A 19,670-nucleotide genomic window follows, 5' to 3' on the forward strand; every position below is an offset into this window, starting at 1 on the left:
TTGCTGTGAGCGAAGAGATGTTTAAACTGCGGGCTGTTATTACTTGCCCGGGTTGTTTGCATGGAACTTTTACTTCTTGTCTGGCGGCAGTATCGCTGGCCATTTATCAGCGTCATGGCGCTCAGCCTTGCCAGTGCCGCGCTGGGGATTGGGCTGATTGCGTTTATCAATCAGCGCCTGATTGAAACGGTCGACACCACGCTGATGGTGCTACCGGAGTTTCTTGGCCTGCTGCTGTTACTGATGGTCGTCACCCTCGGTTCACAGCTGGCGCTCACCACGCTGGGACACCACTTTGTCTACCGCCTGCGTAGCGAATTTATCAAACGTATTCTGGACACCCACGTCGAGCGTATCGAGCAAATCGGTAGCGCCTCGTTACTGGCCGGTTTAACCAGCGATATCCGTAACATTACCATTGCCTTTGTCCGCCTGCCTGAGCTGGTACAGGGGATTATTTTGACCGTGGGGTCGGCGGCGTATCTGGCCATATTGTCGACGAAAATGCTGCTGGTGACGGCAATCTGGATGGCAATCACCATCTGGGGCGGATTTGTGCTGGTGGCGCGGGTGTATAAACACATGGCTACCCTGCGTGAAACCGAAGACAAGCTGTACCACGACTACCAGACGGTGCTGGAAGGGCGCAAAGAACTGACGCTCAACCGAGAACGTGCTGAACATATCTTTAACCAGCTGTACGTCCCGGATGCCAAAGAATACCGCCACCATATTATTCGTGCTGATACCTTCCACCTGAGTGCGGTCAACTGGTCAAATATTATGATGCTGGGAGCCATTGGCCTGGTGTTCTGGATGGCCAACAGTCTGGGCTGGGCGGATACCGCGGTGGCGGCAACCTATTCGCTGACGTTGCTATTCCTGCGCACGCCGTTGCTCTCCGCCGTCGGCGCGCTGCCGACGCTGCTGACTGCACAGGTGGCGTTCAACAAGCTGAATACGTTCTCCCTGGCCCCCTTTAAGGCAGAATTCCCGCGGCCAGCCGCATTTCCGAACTGGCAAACGCTGGAGTTGCGTAACGTGGTTTTCCACTATCAGGATAATGCGTTCTCCGTTGGGCCAGTGAATCTGACCATTCGTCGTGGTGAACTGATCTTCCTGATTGGCGGTAACGGCAGCGGTAAATCCACGCTGGCGATGTTGCTGACCGGATTGTACCAGCCGCAGTCTGGTGAGATTTTACTGGATGGCAAGGCGGTTGCTGTCGAAAAACCGGAGGACTACCGTAAGCTGTTCTCTGCCGTGTTTACCGACGTCTGGCTGTTTGACAAATTGCTGGGGCCCGAAGGCAGAGACGCTTCTCCGGCGCTGGTTGCGAAGTGGCTGGATCATTTGCAAATGGCGCACAAGCTGGAACTGAACGACGGGCGCATTCTCAACCTGAAGCTGTCGAAAGGGCAGAAAAAGCGTGTGGCGCTGCTGCTGGCGTTAGCGGAGGAGCGCGACATCATTCTGCTGGATGAATGGGCCGCCGATCAGGATCCGCATTTCCGTCGTGAATTCTACCAGGTGTTGTTGCCGCTGATGCAGGAGATGGGCAAAACCATTTTCGCCATTAGCCATGATGATCATTACTTTATTCATGCAGACCGTTTGCTGGAAATGCGTAATGGGCAATTGAGTGAACTGCTGGACGATGAACGTGATGCGGCTTCGCGCGACGCGGTCGCCCGCACCGCCTGAACCAGTACGTTATTGCCCGATGGCGTGACGCTGATCGGGCCTACGGCTCTGCATACCGTCGGTTTTTTATCCAGCCGACGGCCTCGTTTATTGTTATTTACATAATTCGGCATCATGATTGATGATATTTCATATCATGGATTTATGATTGATGTCCGTAATAAACAAAAACAGCGCCAGGCTACGTGACGAGGAACGTGCTCGTCTTATCTGGCTACTGACTACTGATAAAGCCATTATTTCAACATTATTGGGTAAGCTTACCCTGGCTGAGCAATATGACGTCGGTACGTTAGCCGACGATATTGCTGAGGTAGGGGCACTGGTGGCGCATCTGCCGCCACCCGATCTGGCCGATACCCTCGAAGCACTGCCCTCCGAAGAACGTCACGCCCTGTGGCGACTGGTCGAAAGTGAAAAACGCGGCAACGTCCTGCTTGAAGCATCAGAAAATGTGTGGGATGACCTGATCGACGAGATGAGCGACCGCGAGCTACTGGATGCGCTGCAATATCTCGACATCGACGAACAGATTTATCTGGTACAGCATTTACCCCGTAACCTTACCGGTCGACTGCTGGCATCATTGCCTGCTGAAGAGCGGGCGCGCGTACGTCAGGTGCTGCACTACGAGAAGAATCGCGTCGGTGCGATCATGGAGTTCGAAGTCATCACCGTACGTCCGGACGTGACGCTGGAAGTGGTGCAGCGGTACTTGCGGCGGCTAGGAAAAATGCCGGAGAACACCGATAAACTCTTCGTGACCGATCGCAATAAAGTCCTGGTGGGCGAACTGACGCTAACCTGTATTCTGCTCAATGACGTGCAGCGGAAAGTCAGCGAAGTGATGGAGGATGATCCGCTGACATTTTCTCCGGAAGATATCGCCGAGAACGCGGCGCGTACGTTTGAACGTGACAACCTGGTCAGTGCTGCGGTGGTTGATCCCTCTGGCAAACTGATGGGACGCTTAACCATCGATGAGATCGTCGACGTGGTTTATGAAGAAACCGATACCGATCTGCGTCGAATGGGGGGCTTAAGTGCCGAAGAGGACGTATTCGCTCCAGTCACTAAAGCGGTAAAAACCCGTTGGGCGTGGCTGGCAATTAATCTCTGTACCGCCTTTATTGCCTCGCGGGTCATTGACGGTTTCGAGCACACCATTTCACAGCTGGTGGCACTGGCCTCGCTGATGCCCATTGTGGCAGGGATTGGCGGTAATACAGGCAATCAGACCATCACCATGATCGTCCGGGCGCTGGCGTTGCAGAATATTCAGCCCGGCAACCTGACGTTTCTGATCCTGCGTGAGATGGGGGTAGCGCTGATCAACGGCCTTGTCTGGGGCGGGATCATGGGCGGCATCACCTGGTGGCTGTACGATGATATGGCGCTGGGCGGCGTGATGACCCTGGCGATGATGCTCAATCTGCTGATGGCAGCGCTGATGGGCGTTATCATCCCGATGACGATGGTCAAGCTGGGGCGCGATCCGGCGGTCGGCTCCAGCGTCATGATTACCGCTATCACCGACACCGGCGGATTCTTTATTTTTCTGGGGCTGGCGACGCTGTTTTTGATGTAGACGCCCGTTTCCCTCTGACGATACGCGGCAGTATCAACATCGTGATCGCGCCGGCAACCACGCCAATCGCCAGGTTGCCGGTAGAGACTGTCGCGGCGACGGTAACCAACATTGCCAGCGTTTCGGCGACCGGCATGTTGGCCAACGTTGTGGGTTGGATGCTGTGCCAGCTAAACGTTTTCACCGCCACAATGACCATAATTCCCGCCAGTACTGACATCGGTATCTTTGCCATCACTTCGCTGAGTGCGGTGACGAGCAGCAGCAAGACCAGCCCGGCGGCAAACGTGGAAACACGGCTGCGAGCTTTCCCCATCTCAACGTTGACAATCGTTTGACCGATCATCGCGCATCCGGCGATACCGCCATAAAAACCGGCCAGGATATTGGCTACGCCCAGTCCGGTGCTTTCACGGTTTTTATTCGACGGGGTGACCGTCAGGTCGTCAACCAGTCGTGCAGTTAATAGCGATTCCATCAATCCAACAAAAGCGATGCTCAGCGCGCAGGGCCAGATAATGGCTAACGTTTGCAGGTTGAGCGGTACGAGTAACTGCGTCAAGCCCGGCAGACCGCCGCTCATTGAACCTTCGTCACCGACGGTCGGTAACAGTTGCCCGCTGGTGACAGTGAACACGGTCAGCAGCACGATAGCGATCAGCGGCGCGGGGATTGCTTTAATAAACCGCGGAACCCACAGCACAATCAGCAGCGTCAGGACGAACAGCCCCCAGATTAACGGGCTTTTTCCCCAGAAATGTGGGACCTGGGCAAAGAAAATCAAAATACCCAGTGCGTTGACAAAACCGGTCATCACTGCCGTGGGGATGAATCGCATCAGACGCGCCATCCCCAATACGCCAAACAGGATCTGAATCATCCCTGCCAGCACTACCGCAGGCAGGATGTATTGCACGCCGTGTTGATGCACCATCGGGCCAATGACTAATGCAACCGATCCTGCAGCGGCGGTAACCATTGCCGGACGCCCACCTAAAAAGGACATCGCCAGGCACAGTACCACCGAGGCTATCAGGCTGACTTTAGGGTCCACGCCGGCGATAACTGAAAACGAAATCACTTCCGGGATCAGTGCCAATGCGGTTACCACACCAGCCAACGTTTCACGAACCAGCAGACGGGGGTGGCGTAACACGGTGCGGGTGGTGTGTTCTGCCACCGCGGCAGGGGAAGAGTGTGTTGCAGACATAGTTACTCTCAGGTCAGAAAAGGCCTGATGACAGCAGACCGACAGGCATCCGTGCGGTGAATAGCAAAGCGCAGCATAGTACCTGTCTGACGGGGAGGTTTCCAGAAATGATTGTCAATAACCACATAAAGAATCAACGTATTAATAACATTTTTAAAATTTAAATATAATTTATAAACAATATTTAATTATTTTTACTTAAGTGTTACCGTTGTTACCGCTCGATTTTCACCTGCACTAAAAGCAAAAAGCGATTCTAAAAGTAAGGCATTAACATTATGAAAAAAGTGACTGCCATGCTCTTCACCATGGCTGTAGGGCTGAATGTTGTCTCGATGGCAGCAAAAGCGAAAGCGGCGGAAGAGCAGGAAACGGATGTACTGTTGATTGGCGGCGGCATCATGAGCGCCACACTGGGAACCTATTTACAGGAGCTGGAGCCGCAATGGTCAATGACCATGGTAGAGCGACTGGATGGCGTTGCTCAGGAGAGTTCAAACGGCTGGAACAACGCCGGAACAGGCCACTCCGCACTGATGGAACTGAACTACACGCCTAAAAAGGCTGACGGTAGCATCAGTATTGAAAAGGCAGTCGAAATTAACGAAGCCTTCCAGATTTCCCGCCAGTTCTGGGCGTATCAGGTCAACAACGGCGTGATGCATGAACCCCGCTCATTTATCACCACTGTTCCCCATATGAGCTTTGTCTGGGGCGACGAGAACGTGAATTTCCTGCGTGCCCGTTACACTGCACTCCAGCAAAGCACCCTGTTCCGTGGTATGCGCTACTCTGAAGATCACGCGCAGATTAAAGAATGGGCGCCTCTGGTTATGGAAGGTCGCGATCCCAAACAGAAAGTTGCGGCAACGCGTACCGAGATCGGTACTGACGTGAACTACGGTGAAATTACGCGCCAGCTGATTGCATCGTTGCAGAAAAAGCCTAATTTTGCGCTACAACTGAGCACCGAAGTTCGCGGCTTTAAGCGTAACGCGGATAATAGCTGGACCGTCACGGTTGCCGATCTGAAAAACAACGAAGCGGAACACGCGATTAAGGCGAAGTTTGTCTTCATTGGTGCCGGTGGTGCGGCACTGAAACTGCTGCAGGAAACCGATATCCCGGAAGCGAAAGGCTATGCCGGATTCCCGGTTGGTGGTCAGTTCCTGGTGGCAGAAAATCCTGATGTAGTCAATCGTCACCTGGCGAAAGTGTATGGTCAGGCATCTGTCGGCGCGCCGCCGATGTCCGTACCGCACATTGACACTCGTATTCTGGATGGCAAACGCGTGGTGCTGTTTGGGCCGTTCGCAACCTTCTCCACTAAGTTCCTGAAAAATGGCTCCTTGTGGGATCTGCTCAGTTCTACCACCACGTCCAACTTTATGCCAATGGTGAATGTTGGTCTGGATAACTTCGATCTGGTCAAATATCTGGTAAGCCAGGTCATGCTCAGCGACGACGATCGTTTTGCTGCTCTGCAGGAGTACTATCCAGAGGCGAAGAAAGAAGACTGGCGTTTGTGGCAGGCTGGCCAGCGCGTACAGATCATCAAAAGTGATGAAGAGAAGGGCGGCGTGTTGCGCCTGGGTACCGAAGTGGTGAGCGATAAAGACGGTACGATTGCTGCGCTGCTGGGCGCATCACCGGGGGCATCAACCGCGGCGCCGATCATGCTGCATCTGATGGAAAAAGTGTTTAAAGATAAAGTTGCCAGCCCGGAATGGCAGACGAAGCTGAAAACGATTATTCCGTCTTATGGCACGAAGCTGAACGGCAACGTTGATGCTACGGAGCAAGAGCTGCAATACACCAGCGAAGTACTGGGTCTGAAGTACGATAAACCGCAGGTCGCTGATGAAGCACCGAAACCACAGCTAAAACCTCAGGCACAACCGCAACCTGAGCAGAAAGCCGTAGCGGATATCGCGCTATAAACAAAATGCCCGATGACGGCACAAATGCTGCCATCGGGCATTCTTCAATTAACGTACGACTGCGTTCTGTACGTTCTCGTCTGCTTTCCAGATGCGGTATTTCACCTCCACGTTTTCCGGGGTGTAGACCACAATCGGTAATTTGCTGTTGTAACGCAGCATCCCGTCGTCACCCAGATACGCGGTGATGAATTTCTTCTCTTTCTTGCCGTCCGGGCAGGCCATCATGGTTGAAACCGGAGAAGTCACTTTGTCGAATACATAGTAGTCATAACCCCAACCTTCCAGCGTTTTGCTGTCCAGTTCTCCACCAAGACGATGTTTGTTGCAATCAACTTCCAGCGTTTGTCCGATCAGCAGTTCTACTTTCAGAGTAGATTCATCTTTCTCTGGAGTAAGCTGAATAACCTGACGCTTCATTCCCTTGTCCGCTTTAGGATAAGGGGCGACTTTTTCCAGCGGCTGAGCGCTGGCATCGGTGGTTGTCGCCCACGCAGAGGTGCTGGCGAAGGCGGCGAGGAGTACCGCAGGGACAATTGTCTTCATCTTATTGTTCACAGTGTTTCCTTTCTTCTGTCTTTCGAACGTATCCAGTGCAGGTTAACATATTTACATCGTCTATTAATCTAAATTTACTTATATTTTAAGTGTATTAATTAACGGTTTGTATTTTTGGGTAGCGATAAGTTCTAAGATTTATCTTAATTATGAGATTATTCTCTGTCTGATGTTTTCGTTATATAATTTACTATATAACTCATTGAAATGTGAGCAAAAGCGCGTTTTTTTCCGCCAACTCAACACTCTTTTGATCCGGCAACAGCATTTACCCCAATTGGGGTATGCACCTCTAACACATCCTGAAATATCTTACGGCTAAAAATAACTACTCATAAATAGTGCGTTTTTTATTGTCGTTCAACCCGCTCAGGGAGAGCGTCATTATGGAAGGACAATGTCATGGTTGATTTATCCCGTCGAGGCATGTTGACAGGCAGTTGGCGTAAAGCCAGCAATGGGATTCGTCCGCCGTGGAGCATGGAAAACTCTCATTTTTTGGCTCATTGCCTCCGTTGTGACGCCTGCATCCAGGCGTGTGAAACCGACATCCTGCAGCGAGGCCAGGGCGGTTATCCAGGCGTAAATTTCAAACACGGCGAATGCAGCTTTTGTTACGCCTGCGCAGAGGCCTGTCCCGAATCACTTTTTCTTCCGCGCCACACCAGGGCATGGGATCTGAATTTTTCGATCGGTGACAACTGTCTCGCGCATCAGTCCGTTGAATGCCATCGCTGTCAGGATAGCTGTGAACCCATGGCCATTACCTTTCGCCCCACGCTGTCCGGTATTTATCAGCCACAGCTCGACAATCAGGCATGTAACGGATGCGGCGCGTGTGTCGCTATCTGTCCGGTATCAGCCATTAATGCGGAGTACAACCATGGATACTAACTGGCAGGTCTGCAGCCTGGTCGTTCAGGCCAAAAGTCAGCACATCAGCGATATCGCCACGCAGCTACGTTCGTTTCCGGGTTGCGACGTTGCTCTCAGCGATGTGGAAAGCGGTCAGCTGATTGTGGTGGTAGAAGCTGAGCATAGTGAAACGCTAATGAAAACAATTGAGTCAGTGCGCAACGTTGCGGGCGTACTGGCGGTGTCGCTGGTTTATCACCAGCAGGATGAGCAAGGTGAGGAAACACCATGAAACTCAGTCGTCGTAGCTTTATGAAAGCTAACGCCGTTGCGGCCGCTGCGGCGGCTGCCGGGTTAAGCGTGCCGGGCGTTGCCCGCGCGGTAGTCGGTCAGCAAGAAGCGATCAAATGGGACAAAGCTCCGTGCCGTTTTTGCGGTACCGGTTGTGGCGTATTGGTAGGAACCCAGCAAGGACGTGTTGTGGCATGTCAGGGCGATCCTGATGCGCCGGTTAACCGTGGGCTTAACTGCATTAAAGGTTATTTCCTGCCGAAAATCATGTACGGAAAAGACCGTTTAACGCAGCCGATGCTGCGCATGAAAGACGGCAAATATCACAAAGAAGGCGAATTCACCCCGATTAGTTGGGACCAGGCCTTTGATGTGATGGAAGAGAAGTTTAAAGCGTCTCTGAAAGAGAAAGGGCCAGAAGCTGTTGGTATGTTTGGCTCCGGTCAGTGGACCATCTGGGAAGGTTACGCTGCCGCAAAACTGTTCAAAGCCGGTTTCCGTTCGAACAATATCGATCCAAACGCGCGTCACTGCATGGCGTCAGCCGTTGTGGGCTTTATGCGTACCTTTGGTATGGATGAGCCGATGGGCTGTTATGACGATATCGAGCATGCGGATGCTTTCGTCCTGTGGGGCGCAAATATGGCGGAAATGCACCCGATCCTGTGGTCGCGTATTACCAACCGTCGTCTGTCCGATCCTAACGTCAACGTCGCCGTTCTCTCTACCTTCCAGCATCGTAGCTTTGAGCTGGCGGATAACGGCATCGTCTTTACGCCGCAAAGCGACCTGGTGATCCTCAACTATATCGCAAACTATATCATTCAAAACAATGCGATAAACCAGGACTTCTTTAGCAAGCACGTTAACCTGCGTAAAGGGGCGACGGATATCGGCTACGGTTTACGTCCTACGCATCCGCTGGAAAAAGCGGCGAAAAACCCAGGTTCTGACGCCTCTGAACCGATCAGCTTTGAAGAGTACAAAGCGTTTGTCGCAGAATATACGCTGGATAAAACGGCAGAAATGACCGGCGTGCCAAAAGATCAGCTGGAACAGCTGGCGCAGTTGTATGCCGATCCGAAGAAGAAAGTCATCTCTTACTGGACGATGGGCTTTAACCAGCATACCCGTGGCGTATGGGCTAACAACCTGGTCTATAACCTGCACCTGCTGACTGGTAAAATTTCTCAGCCAGGCTGCGGCCCATTCTCGCTGACGGGGCAGCCTTCCGCTTGTGGTACCGCGCGCGAAGTCGGGACCTTCTCTCACCGTCTGCCTGCGGACATGGTGGTGACGAACGAGAAACACCGCGATATCTGTGAAAAACACTGGAACATTCCGACGGGGACCATTCCGGCGAAAATCGGCCTGCATGCTGTGGCGCAGGATCGTGCACTGAAAGATGGCAAGCTCAATGTCTACTGGGTGATGTGTAACAACAACATGCAGGCTGGGCCGAACATCAACGAAGAGCGTATGCCTGGCTGGCGCGATCCGCGCAACTTTATCATCGTTTCCGATCCGTACCCGACGGTCAGTGCTCTGGCGGCCGACCTGATCCTGCCAACAGCGATGTGGGTAGAGAAAGAAGGGGCTTACGGTAACGCCGAGCGCCGTACTCAGTTCTGGCGCCAGCAGATTAAAGCACCGGGTGAAGCGAAATCTGACCTGTGGCAGATGGTGCAGTTTGCTCGCCGATTCAAAACGGAAGATGTCTGGCCGGAGGAACTGCTGGCTAAGAAACCCGAGCTGCGCGGTAAGACGTTGTATGACGTGCTGTTTGCCACGCCAGCTGTAACGAAATTCCCGGTCAGCGAACTGGCTGAAGATCAACTAAACGATGAATCTCGCGAACTCGGTTTCTATCTGCAAAAAGGCCTGTTCGAAGAGTATGCCTGGTTTGGTCGCGGACACGGACACGATCTTGCACCGTTCGATGATTACCACAAGGCGCGCGGGTTACGCTGGCCGGTGGTTGACGGTAAGGAGACTCAGTGGCGCTACAGCGAAGGCAACGATCCGTACGTGAAGGCTGGAGAAAGCTACAAGTTCTATGGCAAACCGGATGGAAAAGCCGTCATCTTCGCACTGCCATTTGAACCGGCGGCTGAAGCACCGGACAAAGAATATGATCTGTGGCTCTCCACCGGTCGTGTGCTGGAACACTGGCACACTGGCAGCATGACGCGCCGCGTACCGGAACTGCACCGTGCGTTCCCGGAGGCGGTACTGTTTATCCATCCGCTGGACGCGAAAGCACGCGATCTGCGCCGTGGTGACAAGGTTAAAGTGGTTTCCCGTCGTGGTGAAGTGATTTCGATTGTTGAAACACGCGGCCGCAACCGTCCGCCGCAGGGGCTGGTGTACATGCCGTTCTTCGACGCCGCACAGTTGGTGAACAATCTGACGCTGGATGCGACGGATCCGCTCTCTAAAGAGACGGATTTCAAGAAGTGCGCTGTGAAACTGGCGAAGGTGTAACGCGTTATGTCCCGGTCAGCAAAACCCCAAAATGGCCGCCGCCGCTTCCTGCGCGATATGGTTCGCGCGGCGGGCGGGCTGGCTGTCGTTGGCGTGGCGCTGGGGTTGCAACAGCAAACCGCACGCGCAACAGGCGTGCGGCTGCGCCCGCCTGGGGCTCTGAGTGAGGACGCATTTGCCAGCGCCTGCGTGCGCTGTGGTCAGTGCGTCCAGGCTTGCCCGTACGACACACTGAAACTGGCAACGCTGGCCTCCGGGCTGGCGGCCGGAACACCCTATTTTGTCGCTCGCGACATCCCCTGCGAGATGTGTGAAGACATTCCGTGCGCCAAAGTTTGCCCCAGTGGCGCGTTGGACAGGGAGATCGAGTCTATTGACGATTCACGCATGGGACTGGCGGTGTTGTTGGATCACGAGAACTGCCTTAACTATCAGGGATTGCGTTGCGACGTTTGCTATCGCGAGTGTCCGAAAATCGATGAGGCCATCACCCTGGAACTGGATCGCAACATGCGTACCGGTAAGCATGCGCGGTTTATTCCGACCGTGCATAGCGATGCCTGCACTGGCTGCGGTAAATGCGAAAAAGTCTGCGTACTGGAACAGCCGGCAATAAAAGTGTTGCCACTTTCGTTGGCAAAAGGGGAGTTGGGACACCATTACCGCTTCGGTTGGCTGGAGGGGAACAATGGCAAATCGTAAACGTGATGCGGGGCGTGAAGCACAAGCGAAAAAAGGTTGGTGGCGGAGCCATCGCTGGCTGGTGTTGCGTCGTCTGAGCCAGTTCCTGGTTCTGGCAATGTTTCTCAGCGGTCCGTGGCTGGGCGTGTGGGTGCTGCATGGTAATTACAGCAGCAGCCTGTTGCTGGATACCCTTCCGTTCACCGATCCGCTGATCACCCTGCAAAGCCTGGCCAGCGGGCACCTGCCCGCAACAGTCGCGTTAACAGGGGCCGCCATTATTACGGTCCTGTATGCCCTTGCAGGTAAGCGACTGTTTTGTAGTTGGGTCTGCCCAATGAATCCGGTTACTGATTTGGCGAGCTGGCTGCGCAGAAGATTTGACCTGAATCAGTCTGCAACTTTGCCGCGCCATATACGGTACGTCCTGCTGGTGGTTATCCTGGTCGGTTCAGCCCTGACAGGGACGCTGCTGTGGGAATGGATAAATCCGGTCTCCTTGCTGGGACGTAGCCTGGTAATGGGCTTTGGGAGCGGGGCACTGCTTATTCTCGCGCTGTTTTTATTTGATTTACTGGTTGTTGAGCATGGCTGGTGCGGGCATCTCTGCCCCCTGGGTGCGCTATATGGCGCATTGGGTAGTAAAGGTGCATTAACCGTTTCGGCGAAAGAACGTAAGAGATGTAACCGCTGTATGGATTGTTTTCATGTTTGCCCGGAACCGCATGTGCTACGTGCGCCGGTGCTGGATGAGCAAAGCCCGGTGCAGGTGACCAGTCGCGATTGCATGGCCTGCGGTCGCTGTGTGGATGTCTGTTCTGAGGATGTTTTTACAATAACAACACGATGGAGTTCGGGAGCGAAATCATGAAAAGCCATGACCTGATTAAAGCGCTGAGTCAATGGACAGCCGCGCTGGCCCTGGTAGTCAGTGGGGCCGTTTGGGCTGCAAATGGAGTGGATCTGAGCCAGTCACCGGAAGTCTCAGGGACACAGGAAGGGGCGATTCGCATGCCGAAAGAGCAGGAGCGTATGCCACTGAATTATGTGAATCAGCCACCGATGGTTCCGCACAGTGTTGACGGCTACCAGGTGACTACCAATACCAACCGTTGCCTGCAATGTCACGGTGTTGAAAGCTACCGCACCACCGGTGCACCGCGTATCAGCCCGACGCACTTTATGGACAGCAACGGCAAGGTACTGGCTGAAGTCGCTCCGCGTCGTTACTTCTGCCTGCAGTGTCATGTCCCGCAGGCTGATGCGGCACCGATTGTTGAAAATACCTTCACCCCCTCGAAAGGTTACGGGAAATAAGAGGTCATTATGGAAAATTCTAACCGTAAACCAGGCTGGATTAAGCGCGTCTGGCAATGGTGGCGTCGCCCCAGCCGTCTGGCGCTCGGCACGCTGTTGTTAATCGGCTTTGTGGGCGGCATTATTTTCTGGGGCGGCTTTAATACCGGTATGGAAAAGGCCAATACTGAAGAGTTCTGCATTAGCTGTCACGAAATGCGCAATACGGTATACCAGGAATATATGGAAACCGTACACTACAACAACCGCAGCGGTGTGCGCGCGACTTGCCCTGATTGCCACGTTCCCCATGAGTGGGGTCCGAAAATGATCCGCAAAATCAAGGCCAGCAAGGAGCTGTACGCGAAAGCACTGGGGTTGATAGATACACCGCAAAAATTTGAAGACCATCGTTTAACGATGGCGCAAAATGAGTGGCGGCGTATGAAAGACAATAACTCGCAGGAGTGTCGGAACTGTCACAACTTCGAGTTTATGGATTTAACCGCCCAGAAAGGTGTTGCGGCAAAAATGCATGACCAGGCCGTGAAAGAAGGGCAGACCTGTATTGACTGTCATAAAGGGATTGCACACAAACTACCTGATATGCGCGAAGTCAAACCGGGCTTTTAACAGGATGTAAATAATCAGGATGCTTGAGGCCAGAGAACTGCTCTGTGAGCGAGATGACAGAATACTGTTTAGCGATCTGTCATTTCGCGTCAATGCAGGGGAATGGGTACAAATTACCGGGAGTAATGGCGCAGGGAAAACCACCCTGTTGCGGTTGCTCACCGGGCTGGCTCGTCCTGACGCCGGAGAGGTTTGCTGGCAAGGGAAATCGCTGCACCAGGTGCGGGACAGCTACCATCAGGAACTACTGTGGATCGGACATCAGCCGGGGATAAAAACCCGGCTTTCGGCGTTGGAGAATCTGCGGTTTTTCCATCATGATGGCGATTGTCTGGCGGCGCTGGCGCAGGCAGGTCTCGCCGGATATGAAGATATTCCTGTTAATCAACTTTCCGCCGGACAACAGCGGCGCGTGGCACTGGCTCGCCTCTGGCTGACCCGCGCGCGACTGTGGATCCTCGATGAACCCTTTACGGCAATTGATGTGCACGGCGTTGAGCGACTGACTCAGCGCATGGCACAGCATACAGAGCAGGGTGGTATTGTGATCCTTACCACGCACCAGCCTCTGGGTGTTGAGACCGATAAAGTGCGACGTATTGCGCTGACCAGCGAGAGGGCCGCGCAATGATGTGGCAAATCTTCCGTTTAGAACTGCGAGTTGCGTTCCGTCATAGTGCAGAGATCGCCAATCCGTTATGGTTTTTCCTGATCGTCATAACCCTGTTCCCGCTCAGCATAGGGCCGGAGCCACAGCTGCTGGCTCGCATTGCACCGGGCGTTATCTGGGTGGCGGCATTGCTGGCATCATTACTGGCGCTGGAACGTTTATTCCGGGATGACTTACAGGATGGCAGCCTCGAACAATTGATGCTGCTGCCATTGCCGCTACCGGCTGTGGTGCTGGCGAAGGTGATGGCGCACTGGGTTGTAACAGGTTTGCCGCTGCTGATTCTCTCGCCGCTGGTGGCATTGCTGCTGGGAATGGATATGTATGGTTGGCAAATTATGGCGCTGACGTTGCTGCTTGGAACGCCGACGCTGGGTTTTCTCGGCGCACCTGGCGTGGGACTGACGGTGGGGTTAAAACGCGGTGGCGTGCTGTTGAGCGTGCTGGTACTCCCGCTAACCATTCCATTGTTGATTTTTGCAACCGCTGCGATGGACGCCGCCTCGATGCACTTACCCGTTGAGGGGTATATGGCGATTCTTGGCGCTCTACTGGTAGGAAGCGCCACGTTAAGTCCCTTTGCGACGGCGGCTGCGTTACGTATCAGCGTGCAATAGCGCAGATATGACTTGTAGGCCGGACAAGGCGAAGCCGCCCTCCGGTAAAACGGAAATTTACTAATTTATTGAGTCTGGTGACTGAACTATGTGGAAAACACTTCATCAACTGGCGATGCCCCCACGTCTCTATCAGGTCTGTGGCTGGTTTATTCCATGGTTGGCGATTGCCAGCGCAGTGGTACTGGTAACAGGATGGGTTTGGGGATTTGGTTTCGCGCCAGCGGATTATCAGCAGGGGCAGAGCTATCGCATCATCTATCTGCACGTCCCGGCGGCAATCTGGTCGATGGGCATTTACGCGTCGATGGCGGTTGCCGCATTTATCGGCCTGGTCTGGCAGATGAAAATGGCCAATCTGGCGCTGGCTGCGATGGCACCCGTTGGCGCAGTGTTTACCTTTATTGCACTGGTGACGGGCTCTGCATGGGGAAAACCGATGTGGGGAACCTGGTGGGTTTGGGATGCCCGACTCACTTCTGAGCTGGTGCTGTTGTTTCTCTATGTTGGTGCCATTGCGCTGTGGCATGCGTTTGATGACCGCCGCCTGGCGGGGCGTGCTGCTGGCATTCTGGTGCTGATTGGTGTCGTGAACTTACCGATTATTCACTACTCGGTTGAGTGGTGGAACACGTTGCACCAGGGGTCGACCCGTATGCAGCAAAGTATTGATCCGGCGATGCGTACGCCACTGCGCCTGGCGATCGTTGGCTATCTACTTCTGTTTGTCACGCTGGCGCTGATGCGCATGCGTAATCTGATTTTATTGATGGAAAAACGCCGCCCGTGGGTGAGTGAACTGATCTTAAAAAGAGGCCGCCAATGACCCCTGCATTTGCATCATGGAGTGATTTTTTCGCAATGGGCGGTTACGCCTTATATGTCTGGCTGGCCGTAGCCATGAGCGTAATTCCGCTGGCGGTGCTGGTGCTGCATTCTGCACTACAGCATCGCGCGATTTTGCGCGGGGTGGCGCAACAACGGGCGCGGGAAGCCCGCATGCGTGCAGCGCAAGCTCAACGGGAGGCGGCGTGAATATTCGACGTAAAAATCGGTTATGGATAGCCTGTGCGGTGCTGGCGGGCCTGGCATTGACCATCACGCTGGTGCTCTACGCACTGCGTTCCAATATCGATTTATTCTATACGCCGGGAGAAATACTCTACGGCAAGCGCGAAACTCAGCAGATGCCGGAAGTCGGTCAACGCCTGCGCGTTGGCGGAATGGTTATGCCGGGTAGTGTGAAGCGCGACCCGCAGTCGCTGAAAGTTAACTTCAGCATCTATGACGCCGAAGGCGTGGTGGATGTGACGTATGAAGGCATTTTGCCGGATTTGTTCCGTGAAGGGCAGGGCGTTGTTGTTCAGGGCGAACTGGATCAGGGTAATCATGTGCAGGCCAAAGAGGTCCTTGCCAAACATGATGAAAATTACACCCCGCCGGAAGTCGAAAAAGCGATGCAGGAGAACCACCGTCGCCCGGAAAGTGTTTATAAGGATAAAACGTCATGATGCCTGAAATTGGCAATGGACTATTGTGCCTGGCGCTCGGCGTTGCATTACTGCTCTCGGTCTATCCGCTGTGGGGTGTCGCGCGTGGCGATGTGCGGATGATGGCCTCTGCGCGGCCATTCGCCTGGCTGTTGTTTATTTGTGTGATGGGCGCGTTTCTGGTCCTGATTAACGCATTTGTGGTCAATGATTTTACCGTGACCTATGTCGCCAGTAACTCCAATACGCAACTTCCGGTCTGGTATCGCGTCGCCGCGACATGGGGCGCGCATGAAGGCTCACTGTTGCTGTGGGTGTTGCTGATGAGCGGCTGGACGTTCGCTGTGGCGTTGTTCAGCCAGCGGATGCCGCTGGATATCGTCGCCCGCGTATTGGCGGTGATGGGCATGGTCAGCGTTGGCTTCCTGCTGTTTATCCTGTTTACCTCCAATCCGTTTGCCCGCACGTTGCCAGATTTTCCTATTGAAGGCCGCGACCTGAATCCGCTATTGCAGGATCCGGGGCTGATCTTCCATCCGCCATTGCTGTATATGGGGTATGTCGGTTTCTCTGTGGCGTTTGCTTTTGCGATTGCCGCGCTAATGAGCGGGCGTCTGGATAGCACCTTTGCCCGTTTTTCCCGTCCGTGGACGCTGGCTGCATGGGTGTTTTTGACACTGGGTATTGTGCTCGGGTCTGCGTGGGCATACTACGAACTGGGCTGGGGCGGCTGGTGGTTCTGGGACCCGGTTGAGAACGCCTCGTTTATGCCGTGGCTGGTGGGGACTGCGCTGATGCACTCGCTGTCAGTGACCGAACAACGTGCCAGCTTTAAAGCCTGGACGTTGCTGCTGTCAATATGCGCCTTCTCGCTTTGCTTGCTGGGGACGTTCCTGGTGCGTTCGGGGGTACTGGTGTCGGTGCACGCTTTCGCCTCTGACCCGTCGCGCGGGATGTTCATTCTTGCTTTTATGGTGCTGGTTATCGGCGGTTCCCTGCTGCTGTTTGCGGTACGTGGACACAAGGTTCGCTCGCGGGTCAATAACGCGCTGTGGTCGCGCGAATCGCTGCTGCTGGGGAACAACGTTCTGCTGATTGCAGCGATGCTGGTGGTGCTGCTGGGTACGCTGCTGCCGTTGGTGCACAAGCAACTGGGACTGGGCAGTATTTCGATTGGCGAGCCATTCTTCAATACCATGTTTACCTGGCTGATGGCACCGTTTGCGCTATTGCTGGGGATTGGGCCACTGGTGCGCTGGGGACGTGACCGACCGCGTAAGCTGAAAACGCTACTGATTGTCGCATTTGTTACCACGCTGGTACTGTCCGTGCTGCTGCCGTGGTTGTTTGAAGACCGCATCGCTGCCATGACGGTCGTGGGTATGGCAATGGCATGCTGGATATTTGTGCTGGCTATGTCCGAAGCGTTCCTGCGTATTTCGCGTGGCACGAAGCTGACGCCGAGCTACTGGGGCATGGTTTCAGGTCACGTGGGGCTGGCTGTTACCATTGTCGGTATTGCCTTTAGCCAGAACTACAGCGTTGAACGTGATGTGCGAATGAAGGCGGGCGATAGCGTCAGTATCCATGATTATCAGTTCACTTTCCGCGAAGTAAAAGATATTACCGGACCTAACTATCGGGGGGGCGTGGCCGTGATTGGTGTTACCCGTGATGGCAAGCCGGAAGCGACGCTGCATGCGGAAAAACGCTTTTACAACAGCACCAGTTCAATGATGACCGAAGCGGCGATCGATGGCGGACTGACGCGTGACTTGTACGCTGCATTAGGCGAAGAGCTGGACAACGGCGCGTGGGCAGTGCGTCTGTACTATAAACCGTTTATTCGCTGGATTTGGGCCGGAGGGTTGCTGATGGCGCTGGGCGGGTTGTTCTGCCTGTTTGATCCACGCTATCGCCAGCGCACACGTCCTCGTGCTGCTGCGCAAAAAAACGCGCCGGAGGCTGTATGAAGCGCAATGCATTGTTAATTCCATTTATTATTTTTCTCGTTATTGCAGCGGCGCTGCTGTGGCAACTGGCACGTAACGCACAGGGAGACGACCCGACGAATCTGGAATCGGCGTTAATCGGTAAGCCGGTGCCGACATTCCGTTTGGAGTCACTGGAAAATCCGGGCCAGCATTACCAGGCTGATGTGTTGACGCAAGGGAAACCGGTGCTGCTGAACGTCTGGGCGACCTGGTGTCCAACCTGTCGCGCTGAGCACCAGTATCTGAACCAGCTGTCGGCACAAGGCGTGCGGGTCGTTGGGTTGAACTATAAAGACGATCGTCAAAAAGCCATCGTTTGGCTGAAAGAGCTGGGCAATCCGTATGCCTTAAGTCTGTTTGACGGTGACGGTATGCTCGGGCTGGATCTTGGCGTGTATGGTGCACCGGAAACATTCCTGATCGACGGTAAAGGCATCATTCGCTATCGTCATGCCGGCGACTTAAACGCCAGGGTGTGGGAAAGCGAGATCAAACCATTGTGGGATAAATACAGTAAGGAGGCGGCGCAATGAGGTTCTTTCTGGGCCTGCTGATGCTGGTTATCTCGGGATCGGCGCTGGCCACTATTGACGTGATGCAGTTCAAAGATGAGGCGCAGGAACAGCAGTTCCGTCAGCTCACTGAACAGTTACGCTGCCCCAAGTGTCAGAACAACAGCATTGCTGACTCTAACTCAATGATTGCCACCGATCTGCGTCAGAAGGTGTACGAACTGATGCAGGAAGGGAAAAGCCAGAAAGAAATTGTCGATTACATGGTGGCGCGTTACGGCAACTTCGTGACGTATGATCCGCCGTTGACGCCGCTGACTGTGCTGCTGTGGGTGATGCCTGTTGTGGCAATTGGTCTGGGGGGCTGGATTATTTTTGCCCGTTCACGCCGTCGTGTACGAGTGAAGCAGGAAGAATTTCCTGATGATATTACCCCCGACGGTAAACGCGGTGGATTAGGACTCTTTATACCCGGCGTGATCGTGGCGCTGGTGGTGGGCGCGGTGAGCTATTACCTAACCGGCAGTTATAAGCAGGTTAAGGTCTGGCAACAGGCGACTGCACAGGCTCCGGCGTTGCTGGAGCGGGCGTTAGATCCAAAGGCTGAACCGCTGAATGAAGAGGATATGGCGCGTCTGGCGCTGGGATTACGCACCCGGCTGCAAACCGATTCCGGAAACGTTGAAGGCTGGATTATGCTTGGTCGCATAGGCATGGTTCTCGGTAATGCCAGTACGGCGACTGAAGCGTATGCCAATGCATACCGACTGGATCCTAAAAACAGCGATGCTGCGCTGGGTTATGCTGAAGCGTTGACCCGTTCTTCCGATCCAGATGATAACCGTCGTGGTGGGGAGTTGTTACGTCAATTGGTCAGGAGCGAACATGCGAATGTGCGCGTACTGAGCATGTACGCTTTTAACGCTTTCGAACAGCAGCGCTTCGGTGAGGCGGTTGCGGCGTGGGAGATGATGCTGAAATTATTGCCCGCCAATGATACCCGTCGGGCGGTAATTGAGCGCAGCATCAAACAGGCGATGGAACAGTTAGCGCCGCAGGAGAAATAAGCGTTCAGATTGCCCGATGGCGCGCAGCTTTCGGGCCTGTACGGGCCTTGTAGGCCGGATAAGACGCTGAGGCGTCGCAT

20 protein-coding genes are annotated in these 19,670 nt (G+C 54.1%); 18 read left to right on the top strand and 2 right to left on the bottom strand.

Features of this window, described 5'->3' with window-relative positions; genetic code table 11:
• Window positions 1-60 precede the first annotated feature (60 nt).
• Window positions 61-1,704: a multidrug ABC transporter permease/ATP-binding protein gene (locus ACLJXE_RS01715; protein WP_410749926.1), complete on the top strand. Its 1,644-nt coding sequence runs from the start codon at window positions 61-63 to the stop codon at window positions 1,702-1,704.
• Window positions 1,705-1,855: 151 nt separating this feature from the next.
• The gene (gene mgtE / locus ACLJXE_RS01720; RefSeq protein WP_137384114.1) at window positions 1,856-3,292 is read left to right on the top strand and encodes a magnesium transporter; all 1,437 of its coding nucleotides are present in this window, start codon (window positions 1,856-1,858) and stop codon (window positions 3,290-3,292) included.
• Here the strand turns inward: mgtE and ACLJXE_RS01725 are convergent.
• Window positions 3,255-4,502, bottom strand: coding sequence for a SulP family inorganic anion transporter (locus ACLJXE_RS01725; RefSeq protein WP_410749927.1), 1,248 nt, complete (start codon window positions 4,500-4,502; stop codon window positions 3,255-3,257). The two genes, mgtE and ACLJXE_RS01725, sit on opposite strands and share 38 nt — an antisense overlap.
• Window positions 4,503-4,780: 278 nt before the next feature.
• Here ACLJXE_RS01725 and mqo point away from each other — a divergent pair, with 278 nt between their 5' ends.
• On the top strand, window positions 4,781-6,442 hold the full coding sequence (gene mqo, locus ACLJXE_RS01730) for a malate dehydrogenase (quinone) (RefSeq protein WP_410749928.1): 1,662 nt from the start codon (window positions 4,781-4,783) through the stop codon (window positions 6,440-6,442).
• A 48-nt stretch (window positions 6,443-6,490) separates the two neighbouring features.
• On the opposite strand, the gene eco is transcribed toward mqo, so the two are convergent.
• A complete protein-coding gene (gene eco, locus ACLJXE_RS01735; protein ID WP_286629318.1) occupies window positions 6,491-6,988 on the bottom strand; it encodes a serine protease inhibitor ecotin in 498 nt (165 codons plus the stop codon).
• A 414-nt stretch (window positions 6,989-7,402) separates the two neighbouring features.
• Between eco and napF the strand changes: the two genes are divergently transcribed.
• From napF to ACLJXE_RS01810, 15 genes are all read left to right on the top strand, one after another.
• Window positions 7,403-7,894: a ferredoxin-type protein NapF gene (napF, locus tag ACLJXE_RS01740; protein ID WP_286629093.1), complete on the top strand. Its 492-nt coding sequence runs from the start codon at window positions 7,403-7,405 to the stop codon at window positions 7,892-7,894.
• A complete protein-coding gene (gene napD / locus ACLJXE_RS01745) occupies window positions 7,884-8,147 on the top strand; it encodes a chaperone NapD (RefSeq protein WP_286629094.1) in 264 nt (87 codons plus the stop codon). Before napF ends, napD begins: the two co-directional genes overlap by 11 nt.
• On the top strand, window positions 8,144-10,630 hold the full coding sequence (napA, locus tag ACLJXE_RS01750) for a nitrate reductase catalytic subunit NapA (RefSeq protein ID WP_410749929.1): 2,487 nt from the start codon (window positions 8,144-8,146) through the stop codon (window positions 10,628-10,630). The genes napD and napA overlap by 4 nt, the downstream gene beginning before the upstream one ends.
• 6 nt (window positions 10,631-10,636) lie before the next feature.
• On the top strand, window positions 10,637-11,332 hold the full coding sequence (gene napG, locus ACLJXE_RS01755; protein WP_137384108.1) for a ferredoxin-type protein NapG: 696 nt from the start codon (window positions 10,637-10,639) through the stop codon (window positions 11,330-11,332).
• Entirely contained in the window at window positions 11,319-12,182 is an 864-nt protein-coding gene (napH, locus tag ACLJXE_RS01760; RefSeq protein WP_286629096.1) for a quinol dehydrogenase ferredoxin subunit NapH, read from the top strand. The genes napG and napH overlap by 14 nt, the downstream gene beginning before the upstream one ends.
• On the top strand, window positions 12,179-12,628 hold the full coding sequence (gene napB / locus ACLJXE_RS01765; protein ID WP_048212558.1) for a nitrate reductase cytochrome c-type subunit: 450 nt from the start codon (window positions 12,179-12,181) through the stop codon (window positions 12,626-12,628). Before napH ends, napB begins: the two co-directional genes overlap by 4 nt.
• Before the next feature lie 9 nt (window positions 12,629-12,637).
• Window positions 12,638-13,240 carry a cytochrome c-type protein NapC gene (napC, locus tag ACLJXE_RS01770; protein ID WP_096756434.1) on the top strand — a complete coding sequence of 201 codons (603 nt, stop codon included), beginning with the start codon at window positions 12,638-12,640 and terminating at the stop codon, window positions 13,238-13,240.
• A gap of 13 nt (window positions 13,241-13,253) precedes the next feature.
• Window positions 13,254-13,871, top strand: coding sequence for a cytochrome c biogenesis heme-transporting ATPase CcmA (gene ccmA / locus ACLJXE_RS01775; protein WP_086523394.1), 618 nt, complete (start codon window positions 13,254-13,256; stop codon window positions 13,869-13,871).
• Entirely contained in the window at window positions 13,868-14,527 is a 660-nt protein-coding gene (gene ccmB, locus ACLJXE_RS01780) for a heme exporter protein CcmB (protein ID WP_410749930.1), read from the top strand. Before ccmA ends, ccmB begins: the two co-directional genes overlap by 4 nt.
• 88 nt (window positions 14,528-14,615) lie before the next feature.
• A complete protein-coding gene (locus ACLJXE_RS01785; protein ID WP_061068190.1) occupies window positions 14,616-15,353 on the top strand; it encodes a heme ABC transporter permease in 738 nt (245 codons plus the stop codon).
• Window positions 15,350-15,562, top strand: coding sequence for a heme exporter protein CcmD (ccmD, locus tag ACLJXE_RS01790; protein ID WP_410749931.1), 213 nt, complete (start codon window positions 15,350-15,352; stop codon window positions 15,560-15,562). The genes ACLJXE_RS01785 and ccmD overlap by 4 nt, the downstream gene beginning before the upstream one ends.
• Window positions 15,559-16,038, top strand: a complete 480-nt coding sequence (ccmE, locus tag ACLJXE_RS01795) for a cytochrome c maturation protein CcmE (RefSeq protein ID WP_005129319.1) — start codon at window positions 15,559-15,561, stop codon at window positions 16,036-16,038. Before ccmD ends, ccmE begins: the two co-directional genes overlap by 4 nt.
• A complete protein-coding gene (locus tag ACLJXE_RS01800; RefSeq protein WP_286629100.1) occupies window positions 16,035-17,990 on the top strand; it encodes a heme lyase CcmF/NrfE family subunit in 1,956 nt (651 codons plus the stop codon). Before ccmE ends, ACLJXE_RS01800 begins: the two co-directional genes overlap by 4 nt.
• Complete coding sequence (dsbE, locus tag ACLJXE_RS01805) at window positions 17,987-18,544, top strand: thiol:disulfide interchange protein DsbE (protein WP_260863843.1); 558 nt, start codon at window positions 17,987-17,989, stop codon at window positions 18,542-18,544. The genes ACLJXE_RS01800 and dsbE overlap by 4 nt, the downstream gene beginning before the upstream one ends.
• Entirely contained in the window at window positions 18,541-19,590 is a 1,050-nt protein-coding gene (locus ACLJXE_RS01810; RefSeq protein WP_410749932.1) for a cytochrome c-type biogenesis protein CcmH, read from the top strand. Before dsbE ends, ACLJXE_RS01810 begins: the two co-directional genes overlap by 4 nt.
• The last annotated feature ends 80 nt before the right edge of the window (window positions 19,591-19,670 follow it).

This window comes from Citrobacter sp. U14242, assembly GCF_046555775.1.
GTDB lineage: Bacteria > Pseudomonadota > Gammaproteobacteria > Enterobacterales > Enterobacteriaceae > Citrobacter.

Coding starts and splice junctions, on each gene's coding strand:
- napG (WP_137384108.1), top strand. CDS start 10,637: ATGTCCCGGTCAGCAAAACCCCAAAATGGCCGCCGCCGCTTCCTGCGC.
- ACLJXE_RS01785 (WP_061068190.1), top strand. CDS start 14,616: ATGTGGAAAACACTTCATCAACTGGCGATGCCCCCACGTCTCTATCAG.
- napC (WP_096756434.1), top strand. CDS start 12,638: ATGGAAAATTCTAACCGTAAACCAGGCTGGATTAAGCGCGTCTGGCAA.
- napD (WP_286629094.1), top strand. CDS start 7,884: ATGGATACTAACTGGCAGGTCTGCAGCCTGGTCGTTCAGGCCAAAAGT.
- ACLJXE_RS01800 (WP_286629100.1), top strand. CDS start 16,035: ATGATGCCTGAAATTGGCAATGGACTATTGTGCCTGGCGCTCGGCGTT.
- ccmB (WP_410749930.1), top strand. CDS start 13,868: ATGATGTGGCAAATCTTCCGTTTAGAACTGCGAGTTGCGTTCCGTCAT.
- ACLJXE_RS01810 (WP_410749932.1), top strand. CDS start 18,541: ATGAGGTTCTTTCTGGGCCTGCTGATGCTGGTTATCTCGGGATCGGCG.
- eco (WP_286629318.1), bottom strand. CDS start 6,988: ATGAAGACAATTGTCCCTGCGGTACTCCTCGCCGCCTTCGCCAGCACC.
- ccmD (WP_410749931.1), top strand. CDS start 15,350: ATGACCCCTGCATTTGCATCATGGAGTGATTTTTTCGCAATGGGCGGT.
- mgtE (WP_137384114.1), top strand. CDS start 1,856: ATGTCCGTAATAAACAAAAACAGCGCCAGGCTACGTGACGAGGAACGT.
- ACLJXE_RS01715 (WP_410749926.1), top strand. CDS start 61: ATGGAACTTTTACTTCTTGTCTGGCGGCAGTATCGCTGGCCATTTATC.
- dsbE (WP_260863843.1), top strand. CDS start 17,987: ATGAAGCGCAATGCATTGTTAATTCCATTTATTATTTTTCTCGTTATT.
- napB (WP_048212558.1), top strand. CDS start 12,179: ATGAAAAGCCATGACCTGATTAAAGCGCTGAGTCAATGGACAGCCGCG.
- ACLJXE_RS01725 (WP_410749927.1), bottom strand. CDS start 4,502: ATGTCTGCAACACACTCTTCCCCTGCCGCGGTGGCAGAACACACCACC.
- napH (WP_286629096.1), top strand. CDS start 11,319: ATGGCAAATCGTAAACGTGATGCGGGGCGTGAAGCACAAGCGAAAAAA.
- mqo (WP_410749928.1), top strand. CDS start 4,781: ATGAAAAAAGTGACTGCCATGCTCTTCACCATGGCTGTAGGGCTGAAT.
- napA (WP_410749929.1), top strand. CDS start 8,144: ATGAAACTCAGTCGTCGTAGCTTTATGAAAGCTAACGCCGTTGCGGCC.
- napF (WP_286629093.1), top strand. CDS start 7,403: ATGGTTGATTTATCCCGTCGAGGCATGTTGACAGGCAGTTGGCGTAAA.